Annotated in this window: 13 protein-coding genes; 7 read left to right on the top strand and 6 right to left on the bottom strand. The window is 36.7% G+C overall.

Going from position 1 to position 17,349, the window contains the following annotated elements; translation table 11 throughout:
• Positions 1-23: 23 nt before the first annotated feature.
• The 5 genes from JEP40_RS03970 to JEP40_RS03950 form a co-directional block, all read right to left on the bottom strand.
• Complete coding sequence (locus JEP40_RS03970; RefSeq protein ID WP_198622562.1) at positions 24-3,074, bottom strand: TonB-dependent receptor domain-containing protein; 3,051 nt, start codon at positions 3,072-3,074, stop codon at positions 24-26.
• 41 nt (positions 3,075-3,115) lie between these two features.
• Positions 3,116-4,477: a surface lipoprotein assembly modifier gene (locus JEP40_RS03965; protein WP_198622561.1), complete on the bottom strand. Its 1,362-nt coding sequence runs from the start codon at positions 4,475-4,477 to the stop codon at positions 3,116-3,118.
• Between the two features lie 181 nt (positions 4,478-4,658).
• A complete protein-coding gene (locus tag JEP40_RS03960) occupies positions 4,659-5,459 on the bottom strand; it encodes a Slam-dependent surface lipoprotein (protein ID WP_198622560.1) in 801 nt (266 codons plus the stop codon).
• Positions 5,460-5,887: 428 nt separating this feature from the next.
• Positions 5,888-6,775, bottom strand: coding sequence for a LysR family transcriptional regulator (locus tag JEP40_RS03955; protein WP_198622559.1), 888 nt, complete (start codon positions 6,773-6,775; stop codon positions 5,888-5,890).
• A gap of 175 nt (positions 6,776-6,950) precedes the next feature.
• Positions 6,951-7,919, bottom strand: a complete 969-nt coding sequence (locus tag JEP40_RS03950; RefSeq protein WP_198622558.1) for a nitrilase family protein — start codon at positions 7,917-7,919, stop codon at positions 6,951-6,953.
• 199 nt (positions 7,920-8,118) lie between these two features.
• Between JEP40_RS03950 and umoA the strand changes: the two genes are divergently transcribed.
• The 3 genes from umoA to JEP40_RS03935 all read left to right on the top strand — a co-directional run bounded on the left by umoA (position 8,119) and on the right by JEP40_RS03935 (position 10,565).
• Positions 8,119-8,655, top strand: coding sequence for a UmoA family flagellar biogenesis regulator (gene umoA, locus JEP40_RS03945; RefSeq protein ID WP_198622557.1), 537 nt, complete (start codon positions 8,119-8,121; stop codon positions 8,653-8,655).
• A gap of 250 nt (positions 8,656-8,905) precedes the next feature.
• On the top strand, positions 8,906-9,769 hold the full coding sequence (locus tag JEP40_RS03940) for an ATP-grasp fold amidoligase family protein (RefSeq protein WP_198622556.1): 864 nt from the start codon (positions 8,906-8,908) through the stop codon (positions 9,767-9,769).
• Between the two features lie 31 nt (positions 9,770-9,800).
• Positions 9,801-10,565: a GNAT family N-acetyltransferase gene (locus JEP40_RS03935; RefSeq protein WP_198622555.1), complete on the top strand. Its 765-nt coding sequence runs from the start codon at positions 9,801-9,803 to the stop codon at positions 10,563-10,565.
• Here the strand turns inward: JEP40_RS03935 and fdhD are convergent.
• A complete protein-coding gene (gene fdhD / locus JEP40_RS03930; protein ID WP_198622554.1) occupies positions 10,562-11,392 on the bottom strand; it encodes a formate dehydrogenase accessory sulfurtransferase FdhD in 831 nt (276 codons plus the stop codon). The two genes, JEP40_RS03935 and fdhD, sit on opposite strands and share 4 nt — an antisense overlap.
• 178 nt (positions 11,393-11,570) lie before the next feature.
• Here fdhD and fdnG point away from each other — a divergent pair, with 178 nt between their 5' ends.
• The 4 genes from fdnG (at position 11,571) to fdhE (ending at position 17,349) form a co-directional block, all read left to right on the top strand.
• Positions 11,571-14,618, top strand: a complete 3,048-nt coding sequence (gene fdnG / locus JEP40_RS03925) for a formate dehydrogenase-N subunit alpha (RefSeq protein WP_198622553.1) — start codon at positions 11,571-11,573, stop codon at positions 14,616-14,618.
• 11 nt (positions 14,619-14,629) lie between these two features.
• Positions 14,630-15,568: a formate dehydrogenase subunit beta gene (gene fdxH / locus JEP40_RS03920; protein ID WP_036933457.1), complete on the top strand. Its 939-nt coding sequence runs from the start codon at positions 14,630-14,632 to the stop codon at positions 15,566-15,568.
• Positions 15,565-16,221 carry a formate dehydrogenase cytochrome b556 subunit gene (gene fdoI / locus JEP40_RS03915; RefSeq protein WP_198622552.1) on the top strand — a complete coding sequence of 219 codons (657 nt, stop codon included), beginning with the start codon at positions 15,565-15,567 and terminating at the stop codon, positions 16,219-16,221. The genes fdxH and fdoI overlap by 4 nt, the downstream gene beginning before the upstream one ends.
• 207 nt (positions 16,222-16,428) lie before the next feature.
• Positions 16,429-17,349 (top strand): formate dehydrogenase accessory protein FdhE, encoded by a 921-nt coding sequence (gene fdhE / locus JEP40_RS03910; RefSeq protein ID WP_198622551.1) that lies wholly within the window; start codon positions 16,429-16,431, stop codon positions 17,347-17,349.

The raw sequence follows: 17,349 nt of genomic DNA, 5'->3' as shown, positions 1-17,349 counted from the left end.
AAAAGCTCCTTACTCTCTTTTAATTAAAATTGTGCAGTCACACCCAATCGGAATGTTCTTCCGGGCGCAGGCATACCTGATCGCGTTAAAGGATCAATGTAGTATTCGTTTAATAAATTACTGCCCGTTATTTCAAACGATAAATTAGGGCTATATTGATAGTTAATGTAAGCATCAACGGTAAAGACTTTTGCCCAACGCATTGGGTTATTATTTTGACCGTACATTTCTCGTGGTAATTTTTCTTTTAGCCATTTTTCATCTTTATTTTCCACTTCTGATGAATAAAGCCAGCGACTTCCAACTTCTAATTTATTATCTAACCAACGAGTCCCTAAATGTAAATTAACCGAATATTTAGGCTGAATAGAGGTACGTAAAAAACCACCAGGATAACCCCCCGTCATACATTGTTTAACACTTAATAACCCTGAAGGATCGTAGTTACTAAAGGCATTTTTATCACATACTTTATTTTTATGGCTATAAACTAAAGCTGTATCCATAAAAATAAAACCATTATCAAAACGAGCTTGAACTTCCAGCCCCTCTAATACTTGCTTTTCAAATTGCCTAATTTGCCAATTCGCATCTCTATCAAACACATTTTCGATATTGGTATGGAAATAATTTATTTTTACATCAGCATGGCGCTCTATATTTAGCCAATCGGTAAAATCGAAAATAACCCCAAACTCAGTGCTTTTCGCACGCTCAGGTTTTAATTTAAAACCATAATAACGCGCTTTTGATCCTGAAAAGCCACTGGTATTTTCAAATAGATTAGGTAACCGTAGTTGCTCGGTATAACGTCCATAAAAACGCAATATATCGTTGGCATATACCGTCGCAGACACTAAGGGTGAAAATGCGCCATGATGATAGCTGGGCTCTGGTGCAAATTTATCTTTATCATCATCAAGATAGATAGGTGTAGGACTAGAAATACCCATTTCATATTTATTAACTAAATTACCTGTAATTGGGTGAGCTACTTTTTCATCCATATTAAGATAACCGTTTAACAAAATATTATTGCTTTTTAATAACTCTCCATCTTCATCAAGACCCCAATATAATAATTCCGTTTTCATTGGTCTCATAGTAGTAGAGTTAAAAACAATATTCCCTTTCTCATCACGGAGATATGTTCTATTTTCAAAATGTATTTGTTTTGAACTTTTTATTATACGATTAATTTCTTTTTTTATATTACCAGGTAGTTTTTCATACTCTGGATGAGTTAATTTATACTCTTGCACTATCCTTCTTTTTTCTCCAAGTTCAGGATCTCTTATTACTCTTTTATATTTTTCTGGTAACTGTTGTTCCGTAATTCCACATAGAGTGCCAACTAAATAACACTCTTCCTGTGTCAATGTTCTTTTATAACTTACTAAATATCCTCTAATAGAGGGAGTTTTCTCATAACCTTTTACGTTATTCCGTCGCTTATTATTTAAAAAAGTATCTGTTAAATGATAATAATGGTATTTGCCACCCGCAGTAATAGCTAACCAAGAAAACGGCTTCCAATCTGTGGAAAGAGCTAAATTAATTTCATGACGCTGCCCTGCTCGCCCTGCGGTAACAAAATCAAAAGCTACAGGTACTTCCAATTCATCACTATCTAATTTTTCAAATTGATAATTACTGGAAAATGAAATAGAAAATTGAGGCGATAATTTAAATATCGAAGATAAATCGATACCATAGCGATTGTTCTCTTGATAAAGAGAAGAAGTATCAATAAATCCAGTTTCATAATTGAGATTCCATTGTGTATTTCTATTAGAAAATGTGTCAACTTGTTTTGGCTCTCGTGGCTTTCCTCCTCGAGTATTAGTATGACCCATAGTTAAATTACCCCATAATCTTAATAGTAAATCTGTTTTTTTATCTTCTGGTTTATATTGATAGGTTAATGTTCCTGCCTGTTGTGTAATATTTCCCAAAGGCCACTGATTGACTAAATTTTTATCATAACGAACCCAACTTAGACGTGATGGCATAATGTCGCCAAATAGTAAGTCAGTGTATCGATAATTAATGGAAAAACGGTGCATTGATTCAGAAAATAACGTTCCCTTAACTAGAACGGAGCGACTACGATTAGAGGTATTAGGTACTTCATTATCAGGTCGATAAATATGAGCAATAAAAGGTAAATAAGGATCAAAAATTTTTGTCCCATCCCTTACATGAACTGATTCCAATAATTCTTTATTATTTTCACTATATTTTTTAGCATTTCTTTTTCCTGCAAAGTAATTTCCTTTTTCTCGCAGTGCATAAGCAAATAATAAGTTAAACTTTTCTTCTTCAAAACCAATCCCAAGACGGAATGAATAATCTTGAAAGTTTTGTAATTTGCTTTTTTGAGGAGTTATTTCTAAAGCAGGATCAATAAGGTAAGCATTTTGCTGATAGAACCTTGGATAATAGCGGTAATCTTCAATCATATTTGTATAAACTTCTTTATACCGTGTAGAGTTATTACTGATATCCCCTTTAAAATTAATTCCAAAAGAATCACCAATAGGCACAACATCTCGGATATCTAAGGTTTTTACCGCAATACCGCCACCAATACCGGTTTTCATATCTGGCGTTAATGAAGGGCCTTTTTCAATATAGATACTGCTAATCAAATTAGAATCAATATAGTTACGATTAGATGCACCACTATAACCTCGATACACAGTTATTGCCTGCTCTGTTCCATCCACAGTAACAGGTATGCGGCCTTGCCCTTGAATCCCCCGAATATTAGGATCAAGCGCGCCACCATTGCGTGCTTCACCACTATAAACCCCAATCGCACTTTTCAGTAAATCAGCAGGAGAGGCACCTTGATAACGCTCTAAGAGTTCTTTTCCTAAATAAACATTAGAAACATCTTTCTCATAAACTTGCGAATAACCTTTTTTATCTTTTTCTTTATTATCAGAAATCTGAATATGACCAAGATCGGTTTTATCTTCTTTGGCTTGCAGATAAAAGCACGGAGAAAATAGCGATAGAGAAACGAAGATTGAAACAATTTTCCGCTTTCTAAAAAGCATTGTATGCATTGTTTTACCTACTCAATTAATAAAGGAAGTAACTAATTTAATTAAAATTGCTTTTCTAATTTAAATAACACTTCATGTTGCTGATATTGATATAACCAATCCACATTGCTTAATCTTCGGGTATAACGTAATTCTATTATTGGGTAAAACCCTAAAATAAAAGGTGATTTATTTTTAATATTAGTTGTAAAAACGAATCCATTGTCTTTTCTTCTTTTTTTTAATAAAGGGTTATAATTATTAAAGTATTTAAATTGATACTGTAAAAAAAGAGAGATATTCCAACTCACTGACAATGGATAATAAACACCAGCTTTTATATCATACAGCTGATAATTTAATAAAGTATTTTTTTTACGTCCTAACTGATAATTTAATTGATTAACTAACTTAACTCTATTATTAAAATAATAATTATGGTAAAAACTATAACTAAATCGCTGACTATTTAAATTATTTAATGCTTTTTGATATTTTTTTATTTTATAATCAAAGCTTAAATTAATAGCTTGCTTTTTATTAATAAAATAAGAAAATTGTGTTTCACTTCCCCATGCTTGATATTCATATTGTTCCCGTGATGATTTTATTTCGTAATAAGGTGTCATTGACCACTGATATTGATCTCTTTGATAGCGATAAGCTAATTGTGTATATAATGCAAAAAAATTAGCGTTACGGTAAGAGTGATAATCTATATATTGTACATAATTATAAGAAGAGAAAGTATGGTGAGAATAAATACTAAAAGGCTGATAAAAAGAAAAATAATGGGTAAGACCTGTTGATGTAATAGGTTTTGCACCCTTTAGGGTGATTTTTCTTTGAGTGGATTGAGAGACAATTTGTTCAGCTAAATCAGGTGCATGGTTAATATTATCATCATAGAAGAAACTAAGCTGATAGAAACGTTGGCCTTGAAAATAAGATGTTAACTTAACCTTATAAAACTCAATAGATTGGACAATATCTTTTGGCAAATCAATAATATTGCTTAATTGATTAAGTTGTTGCTGTGCTTTTTTATATTCTCGCAAATGAAAATAAAGCTGAATTAATCCTGTTTGCGCCGGTATAAAATCGGCTTTTTGCTTAAGCTGTTGCTGATAATAAAACTCAGCATTTAAAAAATCACCTTTATTCTGTGCCAGTAACGCCTTTGTGTAATTAACAAGTAATATTTCATATTGAGGTTGTTGTTGATAATAAAGCAGTAATCTTTCTGCTTTTTGCCACTGCTGTTGTTGCAAATAGTGATAAAGTTGCTGACCCACTTCAGCTGTACTCTTTGTTTCAAGATAATAAAATAACTTGTCGTTGCTCTCTTTTGCACTCCCATTAAATGAAAATAAACTTAGCAGTAAAGCCAATTCCCCTCTTATTAAGGGTTTATAATAATTCATGGTATATCCTTATAATAATAAAAAAATAATTCCTTTAGATCGGCTTAATTTAGATAAAAAAAAACAGATAACCCTATACCAGATTATCTGTTGCTAACATTTAGCTTAATGACCACTAATACCACTTTAACGAATTAACCGATTATTTTACCGAATAAATCTATAATATTTATTTTAAAACTTAAGAAGCGTCCGTGCTTACTATCGTTTCTTCATTTCCACTGCTATCTTTGATACCACCAAAACCAATATCTTTTGTATGGTCCGAACTGAACACCACAATACCCGCTAATCCTTCAGCACTTTCGCCAAAAAAGGCACCTTCAACAATTCCTGATGTTGTGCCTTCTTTTGCATCCGCAGAAAACGTCACTTGGTTATTTGCGGTATAAAGATTTCCACTTTCTAACTCAACTGTACGTTGACTATTAACCAATGAACCTTCAATTTTCTTTTGTGAGAAATCAACATCAAACGTACCTGAAAGTAGGTTATTACCACTGTATTGGCTAACACCAATTACTGTATAAGTGGCGCTATCTGTCGGTAATGTGGTTGTGACATCTTTACCCACATAATAGGTTTGATGTGTCGCATCTGTTGCTGATGTTGTTTTTGCCCAGTCACCAAAATAGACATTGGCATCAGTGATTTTGGCAAAGTGAAAAACACCCATATCACTATGACTAGCAGGCGTACTTTCATTAGGCTGAATAGTGTAAATTCCATTACTGTCCGCCCCACCACTCATCATTGGCGATGTTAACGAAGCAAAACCAATTTTTTTCCCGCCTCCTACTGTGCTAACACCAACACCAGGCTCTCCACCCGCGGATTGATGAGGACCTTGATTAACAGCATCACTTGCTCCCACTTTCATCGTTGTGAAAGGACCACTTTGATTAGAATGGATTTCAGCATGTACAGCATGGGTGCCCATTAATACGAATAACGCACAAGTTATTTTATTCAGTTTTTTCATAATAATTTCCATATTATTTATTTGAGGGTGTGGCTACTTATTAAAAATATAAATAACAAGTAGCCACTTACAGAGATAATTATACTTTATCTTTCTAACTTCACTTACGAATATAAAGCTTGCTGTGTTGTCGGTGAACCATATTAAATAAATCTCCTTCATTGTAAATAACTCTTTTTAATAACAATAATTTTAATTAGCCTTATTTATGTCATGGAGATAAACTTAATATAATGTTTTAATTTAATTTTTTATTAAAACACGTTAAAAAGTCATTATTATTTTATGTTATTTTTTGTGAGCAATCTCGCAATTAATTAAATCACTTCATTTTAAAACTAATTAATATTAATTGGGAGTTTAAAGTTCTTATAGATTAAAATTATAAAAACAATAAAACCAGAAAATAAAAAATAATACTTAATCAGTTAAACTATATCTATTTCTTCAGAAATTATATTTATAATAAGATCACGATCTTTATTTTTTATATTATTATTCCAAATAATGCCTATTTCCCATTGTGTATATAAACCAGAAAGTGGTAATAGTGTTACTTTTTGCTTATCACAGATAAGTTCAGCACTTTTAGGAACAAAAGCGACCCCCAAACCTGCGGCCACTAACGCTAATTGTGTTTGAATATCTTGTGATTGTTGTAATACTCGAGGCTTTATTTGATGATACTTTAAAAAATCATGGATCTGCTGATAAAGCTTTTTTCCTTTTTCAGGCACAAGTTGAATAAGCCCAAGCGTCTCAAAATAGCGTAACGGATTATCATCCACCTCTAATACCGTAATATTTTGTATTGGAACCGCTAACATTAGTCTCTCTTGTGCTAATTGGAGACCTTTTAATGGCTCAGAAATAGGCAAACGTGAAAAAGCTAAATCCAATTCACCTAAAAGTAATTTATCTTCCATTATATTAGAGGGCATATCATCAATATGAACCGTAATATCAGGGTGATCTTGCTTAATTTTAGCCAATAAAGGGGTGATAAAGCTTAATGATGACAAGCCAAACCCAGCATAAAGCTCGATCTTTTGAGGCTCAATTAATTGGCGAGCCTGTTTTTCTAGAAGACGAACTTCTCTTAATACTGATTGACATTGGTTGAGTAAATATTGCCCTTCTAGAGTAAGTTTTGCACCTTGGCGCCCACGTTGAAAAAGTGTAATACCCAATTGAGATTCTAATGTTTTTATTTGTTTAGTGAGTGCAGGCTGGCTAATACAAAGCCTCGATGAGGCTTCACCAAAATGTTCCGTTTCAGCCAGTACAACAAATGCGTTCAATAAACGAGTATCCATGATTAATCATTAATCCTACAATATTTTTCCTTTTATTATTCTACCATAAAATAAACAAATGAAATTAATAACCAAGACTAATAATCTGCTAAATGAAATGATCTATTTTTCTTTGAAATTATTCTCTAACTAAAACGAAAACAGCTAACAAGATGTAAGCTGTTTTTTTATTGAATTATGCTTTACCAAATCGCACCGAAATCGGATCTTGCTCATTACCTAATGTCGTTGTCAAAATCGAATACAACTCTGGTCTTCGCCCTGTTAGCCAACGTCTTCCTGTGGCATTTTCTAATAATGTAAGATCAATATCGGCAATAACCATATCATCATTAATAGCGTTGCTTTCTTTTACGATCCGTCCATAAGGATCAATAATCATCGCATTACCAGTGCGAATTTCTTCCTCATCTCGCCCAACACCATTGCTAAAGAGCACAAACATCCCATTATCATGAGCTCTTGCTGGTAGCCAACGCATTAACCAACCTCGTCCATGTTCTCCTTGAAAAGCATCTTGTAATGATTGTGGATCTTGATGTCTGTTTTTCCAAAGTGCCATCGGAATGGGCTTCATGCTATATGGACTTCGTGAATTTGTCCCCCCCGTTTGATGAGGCGCCAGCAAAATATCAGCACCTAATAATGCATTAGCTCGCGCATTTTCAACCAAATTATTATCCCAACAAATAAGTATCCCCATTTTGACGCCCCAAGGGGTATCAAATACTGTGTATTGCTCACCACTATTGATGATCGGATGTTCAAAGGCATGTAATTTACGGTGTTTATGTAATAAGCCATCAGGCATACAAACAACCCATGTATTATAAAGAGAGTTATCTTCATCCCGTTCGATTAATCCAACACCTATGGCCATCTGATGCTCTATCGCTTTTTGTTTTATTAACGCTAATGACCCACTATCCGAAATTCTTTCACTTAATGCATACACTGATTGTTCTGATAGTTTAGGAACATGCCAATACCCCGTAATACACATCTCAGGAAAAACTAAAACATTTACCTTTTCAATCGCAGCCTTATCAATAAACTGATGAATTTTCGCTAAATTATTAACTTTATCGTTCGCCTTATGCTGAAATTGCACTGTCGCGACACGCAGTGTTTGGAATGTATTCATACGTTTTCACCTATTAGGTCTCTTTTTCTCTTACTATAAAAACGTATTTTTTGTTCAAAATACAATCACTTATTTTTTATTTTAGATAACCATTTGGAATCGATGGGGATTACAGCAAGAAATAACAGGGTTCTACATCTCTGTTTCACGGAATAGATACCTTATTTTCTGGCATCATAATGGCAATAAAGGAGTATTTATGTTTGCTAAGTTCCTATTTATAATTCTTTCATTATTAGGATCCTCTGTTTCCTGTTTTGCAGGAAATGGACTGGTGGACAGAACATGGAACGCCACAGGGCTTGATACACAAAGCTATCGACAAGCATTAAGGCAACCTACCGCAAGCTCTCGGTATACTCTTTTTAATATCACCCCAGATATGCCCGTTCCTGGTGGTACAAACCACTCTGATCATCAAGGTATTCGTTATATTGCAATGAAATATGGCCCTTATGGTCAACCTGAACACTATAAAACCTACCAAATTATGTTTTCGCATTATTCAAATAGCAGTACAAAAAAAATTCGCTATTTAGGTGAGCTATATACCGTTGTCGGTGATATCTATTTAATCGATCCTTTTGCAACAACCAATGAATGGCAACGTGGTCGTAGCCAAATCGTTGAAGAATATTATGAAATATTAGATGCTCACGGAAATAGAACTGGCAAAGGATTACGCTTTAATAATTGGGATAAACCTATTCATATAACTAAATGGTCATCTAATTAATATATTCTTAATCAATCTTCATACTTGTTAATTATCTCTTAATGTCGCTATTTTTATATTAATTTAAAATAATCTCAGCCAATATTCTCTATGTTGATGTATTGATATCTATGTTAATAAAAATTAGAAATAGATATTGTTTTTATATTATTCATTTTAGAACTTACCACTACATTACTAAATTAATACTCCTTTAATATAAATTTAATTATTTCTTAATATAAAAATAAACTCATATATAAATTCGCTTATGAAAATTATAGAATATTATTTCAAACAATTTCGTACTATCGCATTACCAGATCGTATTTACTTAAAAAATAAATTTATTCGTAACTTAGGTTATCAGCCCGATTTTAAAATACCGATCTCATTAAATGAAAAAATCAATGCGCGTATGTTATTTGATAGAAATCCAATTTATACGTGTTTAGCGGATAAGATTAAAGTGAGAGACTATGTGATAAAAAAAATAGGTCCATCTTACCTTGTTCCTATCATTAAAATTTATTCACATCCTGATGAAATAGATATCACTCAACTCCCTTCACGCTTTGTATTAAAATGCAATCATGACAGTGGAAGTACTGTGATATGCCTTGATAAATCAACCTTTAATTTTGAAAAAGCAAAGAAAAAACTCCATTTTCATTTAAAACGTAACCTCTATCCAGTAACGCGAGAATGGCACTACAAAAATATAAAACCTCAAATTATTTGTGAAGAATATATTGATTTGTTCGATACACAAAGCCCTATGATCCCAACAACTTGTCGTCTTCATTGCTTTCATGGGAAACCTCATTATGCCGAAATTGATATCTCTGATACCAAAGGAAATGAGTATATAAATGTGTATGATACAAGCTGGCAGCTACAACCTTTCACATTAGAAGATCCCAACACGCCCAAACCTGTTGAAAAACCAATCCAATTTGAAAAAATGTTGCAGTTAGCCACAAAAATGGCTGATAACTTTAATTATTGCCGTGTTGATTTTTTAATGTCTGAAAATAAACTTATCTTTAGCGAAATGACCTTTACTCCAAATGCAGGGCGGATCCCCATCAAACCGAAAGAGTGGGATTACAAATTAGGTGCATTGTGGTCATAATTCACTTACTACGTTTATTAATAAGTTAACTATGAAGAATATCGTAATTACTAGTTTTCAGTCTCGTACTGATTTACTCGAAAAAGCAGAAAAAATGATAGCAGACCATTGGCCTGATTTTATGATGGGAACATCGATTAATGAAAGCTATTGGGATCGCTTATATACACATCCTTTTTCTCATTACCAATTTCTCGCTGTATTAAAAGAAAATGACCAAGAGAACGTTGTTGGCGTAATAAATGCCGTTGCTTTACCTTGGAAACATAGCCGTTTTGATGCACTTCCTGATAATGGTTGGGATTGTGTATTTGAATTAGGTATGCAAGCAGATGAAAAACAACTCCCATGCCAACTTATTTCTGCATTATCAGTGACTGTTGATAGTCGTTATCGTGGTCAAGGTATTCCTCAACGTTTAATTAATACGTTAAAAGACTACGCAAAAAAACAAGGTTATCTTGGTGTTGTTGTCCCTGTTAGACCAACATTAAAACACCGCTATCCATTGCACTCTTTTGAAGAATATTGCCAATGGAAAAATGATAACAATGAACCTTTTGATCCTTGGATACGTACACATTGGCGTTTAGGTGCAACGATTATCAAAATAGCCCCACAATCTATGAAGATCGAAGCCCCAAAAGAAACGTGGGAACAATGGACTTCGTTACAATTTCCAATTAGTGGTGATTATGCCATTCCTATGGGGCTTGCACCGGTGAATATTGATATTCAACGCCAATATGGTACTTATCTTGAACCTAACCTTTGGATGTTCCACGATATTCATTAATCAGTTAGTCGTTGTGGGTGAGTAAACACAGTTGCTCTTCCACGACGACAAAAACCCACCAGCGTCACATTATATTTATTAGCGACTTCGACAGCTAAAGAGGTTGCCGCAGAAACTGCAAATAAAATTTCAGCACCACACATAGCCGCTTTTTGTACCATTTCATAACTGGCACGACTAGAGACTAATACTGCGCCTTCACTCCACTTCTCTTGTGCTTTCATACCTAAAAGCTTATCAAGTGCGACATGACGACCAACATCTTCACAACCCCCTTGCATTTCACCTTCTGGTGATAACCAAACAGCGGCATGAGTACAGCCTGTTAATTCACCGATTTCTTGAACGGTTGTCATCTGCTCTAACGCTTTATCAAGATTTGAAAGTGAAAATGTTTGTGTAAAAGGTAATGGCGTAATAGGACGAAAAATCTCTTCAAGTTGCTCTGTTCCGCAAATCCCACAACCTGTACGCCCAGTCATATTACGGCGTCGCTCTTTTAATCCCATAAAACGTCGGCTTGATAATTCAACTTGAACTTCAATACCCCCGTTACAACTTTCAACAATTTCAATACTGCGAATTTCATTAGAAGACTTTATAATGCCTTCGGATAAAGAAAATCCGACAGCGAATAACTCTAAATTTTTAGGGCTTGCCATCATAACAACGTGAGAAATTCCGTTGTACACTAATGCAACAGGAACTTCGAGTGCAATATAATCGTCTTCTTGTCTGTTAAGCGATCCTTTGTGTTGCACAATTGTTTGATCTACGCCAATGATTACACGTTTAGTTAACAATTTTGTCGATTTTGTTTCATCCATAAGATGAATTCCTAAATTTATTAATACATAATAACAATACGGGTAAAACGATTTTACACTACCTATCAGGCAATGAACCTGATCCTATTAAGGATAATAGGAATAAAAAAACAATCAGCTCCATTTTCGTGAAGAAAATCAGAGTCAGTAAAAGCAATGTATGATGAGGAGAGACCCCATGCAGGTCAGCAGAAGACAGTTCTTTAAGATCTGTGCTGGCGGTATGGCAGGTACTACAGCGGCGGCGCTCGGTTTTGCACCAGCAGTTGCGCTAGCAGGCTCGCGTCAGTATAAATTACTGAGAGCCCGTGAAACCCGCAATACCTGTACGTACTGTTCTGTCGGTTGTGGACTATTAATGTATAGTCTGGGCGATGGCGCGAAAAACGCAAAAGAAACGATATTCCATATTGAAGGTGACTCAGACCATCCAGTAAACCGTGGTGCATTATGCCCTAAAGGTGCTGGTCTTGTGGATTTCATCCACAGTGAAGGTCGTTTAAAACACCCTGAATACCGTGCACCCGGCTCGGATAAATGGGTAAAACTCTCATGGGAAGAAACGTTTGATCGTATTGCGCGCTTAATCAAAAAAGACCGCGATGCCAACTTCCAGAAATTCAACAAAGAAGGTGTAGAAGTCAACCGTTGGTTAACAACAGGTATGCTTTGCGCCTCTGCAGCAAGCAATGAAACTGGGTTTTTAACTCAGAAATTCTCAAGAGCTCTTGGGATGCTGGCTGTCGATAACCAAGCGCGTGTCTGACACGGACCAACGGTAGCAAGTCTTGCTCCAACATTTGGTCGCGGTGCGATGACCAACCACTGGGTTGATATGAAAAATGCCAACCTTATCGTCGTTATGGGCGGTAATGCGGCAGAAGCACACCCTGTGGGATTCCGCTGGGCGATGGAAGCTAAAATCCATAATAACGCCAAGCTCATTGTTATTGATCCTCGCTTCACCCGTACTGCGGCTGTTGCGGATTTCTATACGCCTATCCGTTCTGGTACTGATATTACGTTCTTATCGGGCGTTATCTTATATCTGCTTGAAAATAAGAAATATCAAAAAGAATACGTTGAGGCTTATACCAATGCTAGCTTGATTGTCCGTGAAGACTATCATTTTGATGATGGTTTATTCAGTGGATATGATGCAGAAAAACGTAAATACGATAAAACCACTTGGAACTACGAGATGGATGAAAATGGTTTCGCAAAACGCGACACCACATTACAACATCCTCGTTGTGTCTGGAATCTGTTAAAACAACACGTTAGCCGTTACACGCCTGATGTCGTTACTCAGATTTGTGGTACACCAAAAGATGATTTCTTAAAAGTCTGTGAATATATTGCTGAAACAGCAGCGAAAGATAAAACAGCATCTTTCCTGTATGCATTAGGCTGGACTCAACATACTGTTGGTGCTCAAAACATTCGTACCATGGCAATGATCCAATTACTGTTAGGTAATATGGGTATGGCTGGTGGGGGGGTTAACGCACTACGTGGTCACTCCAATATTCAAGGCTTAACTGACCTCGGTTTATTATCCCAAAGCTTACCAGGTTATATGACTCTGCCTTCTGAGAAGCAGACTTCATTAGACACATACTTAGCTGCGAATACGCCAAAAGCGACAGTACCGGGACAAGTTAACTATTGGGGCAATTATCCTAAATTCTTCGTCAGCATGATGAAGACATTCTATGGTGATAATGCTCAACGTGATAATGATTGGGGCTTCTCACTGTTACCGAAGTGGGATAAACCTTACGACGTTCTACAATACTTCGACATGATGGATAAAGGTGAAGTCAATGGCTATATCTGCCAAGGCTTTAACCCGGTTGCTTCGTTCCCGAATAAGAACAAAGTTGTTCGTTCATTATCAAAACTGAAATTCCTTATCACAATGGATCCGCTAAACACTGAAACATCATGTTTCTGGCAGAACCACGGTGAAGAGAACGACGTTAAAACAGAAGATATTCAAACTGAAGTCTTCCGTTTACCAACGACCTGTTTCGCAGAAGAAGACGGCTCTATCGTTAACTCTGGTCGCTGGTTACAGTGGCACTGGAAAGGGGGAGATGCCCCGGGTGTTGCTATCCCTGATGCTGAGATTTTATCAGGTATTTTCCATCGTTTACGCCAACTCTATAGAGAAGAAGGCGGTGCGATGCCAGAGCAGGTGTTGAATATGACTTGGGATTACTTTGATCCTGATAATCCAACATCCGCAGAAGTTGCACAAGAAAGTAATGGTAGAGCATTAGTCGATTTAAAAGACGCTGATGGCAATATCATTCTGAAAAAAGGTCAACTGCTTAGCTCATTCGCTCAGTTACGTGATGATGGTACAACAGCAAGTGGCTGTTGGATCTTCGCAGGTAGCTGGACAGAGAAAGGCAATCAAATGGCTAACCGTGATAACTCCGATCCATCAGGATTGGGTAATACATTAGGTTGGGCATGGGCATGGCCTCTTAACCGTCGCATTATTTATAACCGTGCATCGGCAGACCCACAAGGCCAACCATGGGATCCTAAACGTAAGCTAATCGAATGGGATGGCAGCAAATGGACAGGTATTGATGTACCTGACTATAGCAACGCAGCACCAGGTTCTGATGTTGGTCCATTTATTATGCAACCGGAAGGTATGGGACGTCTGTTTGCTATCGATAAGATGGCAGAAGGTCCATTCCCTGAGCACTATGAGCCAATTGAAACACCATTGGGTACTAATCCACTGCATCCAAATGTGGTTTCAAACCCAGCAGCGCGTATCTTTAAAGATGACTGGAAAGATATGGGTAAAGCAGAAGATTTCCCATATGTTGGTACAACTTATCGTCTGACAGAACATTTCCACTTCTGGACTAAACACGCGCGCTTGAATGCGATTATTCAGCCACAACAATTTATTGAAATTGGTGAGCGTTTAGCCGCAGAAAAAGGCATTGTTCAAGGCGATACCGTTAAAGTCAGCTCAAAACGTGGTTATATCAAAGCCAAAGCCGTGGTAACTAAGCGTATTAGAACCCTTGATGTGGATGGACGCAAAGTAGATACCATTGGTATTCCTATCCACTGGGGCTTTGAAGGTGTTGCTGTCAAAGGCTTTATTGCCAATACGTTAACGCCATTTGTTGGTGATGCAAATACACAAACGCCTGAGTTTAAAGCGTTCCTTGTTAATGTGGAAAAGGTGTAAGGAGATAAATTATGTCACTGCAATCCCAAGACATTATTCGTCGCTCTGCCACCAATTCTCTTACTCCCGCACCTCACGTGCGGGATTACAAGGAAGAAGTGGCAAAACTTATCGACGTAACAACCTGTATTGGCTGTAAAGCCTGTCAGGTTGCTTGTTCTGAATGGAACGATATTCGCGATAAAATTGGCACTAACGTTGGTGTTTACGATAACCCAACTGACTTAACGGCAAAATCATGGACAGTGATGCGATTTTCTGAAGTTGAAGAGAATGGCAAGCTAGAATGGTTGATCCGTAAAGACGGTTGTATGCACTGTGCTGATCCGGGCTGTTTAAAAGCGTGCCCAGCGGAAGGTGCCATCATTCAATACGCTAACGGTATTGTTGATTTCCAATCAGAGCACTGTATTGGTTGTGGTTATTGTATTGCAGGTTGTCCTTTTGACGTGCCTCGCATTAATGAAGAAGATAACCGTGCTTACAAATGTACGTTATGTGTTGACCGTGTTGAAGTCGGCCAAGAGCCTGCATGTGTGAAAACCTGTCCTACAGGGGCGATTCATTTTGGTTCGAAAGAAGCGATGATCAATCTTGCAAGCGAACGTGTTTCAGAACTGCAAACTCGTGGTTATGACAACGCAGGTCTTTACGATCCACAAGGTGTGGGTGGTACACACGTGATGTATGTTCTCCATCATGCTGACAAACCAAATCTGTATCATGGTTTACCAGAAAACCCAGAAATTAGCTCAACGGTGAAATTCTGGAAAGGTATCTGGAAACCATTAGCAGCGGTTGGCTTTGCCGCAACCTTCGCGGGTGCGATTTTCCATTATTTAGGCGTCGGTCCAAACCGTACAACTGAAGAAGATGAAGAAGAAGCGCTCAAAGAGATGGAAGCATCTTCTAAAACACAGACCTCTGTGAATAAGGAGGAGCAGAAATGATGAAGAAGAAAGGCGATAAAATTCTTCGCCACACCGCTTCTGAGCGTATTAACCATTGGTTAGTAGTGATTGTCTTTCTGTTTACTGCAATCAGCGGATTGGGTTTCTTCTTCCCATCTCTGAACTGGTTCATGAATATTTTAGGCACACCAGAACTGTCGCGTCTGTTACACCCATTCGTGGGTAGCGTGATGGCGTTTCTCTTTCTCTTCATGTTCTTCAGATATCTGAAGCACAACTTTATTGATAAAGATGACTTAGTCTGGGCTAAAAATATTCATAAAGTACTGCAAAATGAAGAAGCTGGCGATATTGGTCACTACAACTTAGGTCAGAAAGGCATTTACTGGACATTAAGTATTAGCCTAGTCTTACTCACAGTCAGTGGTGTTATCATTTGGCGTCCTTATTTCGCAGAGTATTTCTCAATCCCAGTGATTCGAATTGCCTTATTAGTTCACTCATTATCAGCTATTTTACTGATAATCACCGTATTTGTTCATGCTTATGCGGCGTTCTGGGTAAAAGGTTCAATTCGTAGCATGATTGAAGGCTGGGTAACTCGTGGTTGGGCTAAAAAGCACCATCCTCGTTGGTATCGTGAAATTCTCGAAGAAGAGAAAAAAGAAGCCGAAAAGCAGTCACAGAAATAATGCCCTAAAGTGTATTTCTGAACAAACGGAGGCTTGTTAGCCTCCGTTTTTTATTCAATTTACGTCTAGTTTTAAGGCGTAAAAAAACAATAAAATCACGCTATTATTACCCACTGTCATGGCTTCGTGTTTGTATTTGATTTATTCTGAAGCCAAACCCTGTGGGTATTCACTATAAAATTTAAGATAATAGGAAGATAGAACGTTATGAGTATTCGCATCGTTCCTAAAGAGCAATTAGGTAAAGAGCAATCAGAAAAAGGTATTAGTTTTATTCCACCGGTATTATTCCCTAATCTGAAAAATCTTTATCAACGTCGTGCTGAACGTTTTCAAACACTTGCAAAAGATAATCCTTTTGCAGACTACCTTGAATTTGCAGCTGAAATTGCTAAGGCACAAGAAAAAGCACTCCATGACAACCCATTAGTCATTGATCTTGCGCCACTTCTCACACAGCAAGCGGGTGTTGCACCTTTAGACAAAAAAACATTCAAACGCAGTAAACATTGGCGCGCTTTATTAGCCTCGATTATTGCTGAATTACGTCCAGTTGTACCAGAAAGTGTCACTATCACATTAGAAAACCTATCTAAAGCTTCTGAAACTGAATTAGAAGAGATGGCGACAGCATTACTTAATGATGAATATTCAAAAGTATCCGCGGATAAATCAGTCTTTATTTGGTCTGCATTATCCCTTTATTGGGCACAATTGGCCTCTAATATTCCGGGTAAAGCAAAAACAGAATATGGTGAAAATCGTCAATTCTGTCCTGTTTGTAACAGTATGCCTGTGACAAGCATGGTACAAATCGGAACAACACAAGGCTTACGCTATTTACATTGTAATTTATGTGAAACCGAGTGGCATGTTGTGCGTATTAAATGCACCAACTGTGAGCTAACGGGTAAATTAAATTACTGGTCATTAGACAGTGAAAATGCTCCAGTTAAAGTAGAAAGCTGTGGTGACTGTGGAAGCTATCTGAAAATTTTATATCAAGAAAAAGATGCGAATGTCGATGCTGTCGCTGATGATTTAGCATCTATTGTGCTTGATGCAAAAATGGAAGAAGAAGGATTTGCTCGTAGTAGCATTAACCCATTCCTGTTCCCAAATGAATAA

The sequence above is a fragment of the Proteus vulgaris genome, assembly GCF_016239305.1.
Classification (GTDB): domain Bacteria; phylum Pseudomonadota; class Gammaproteobacteria; order Enterobacterales; family Enterobacteriaceae; genus Proteus; species Proteus vulgaris_C.
The sequence above is the reverse complement of the archived record's forward strand: the minus strand, read 5'-3'. Positions and strand labels throughout refer to the sequence as shown.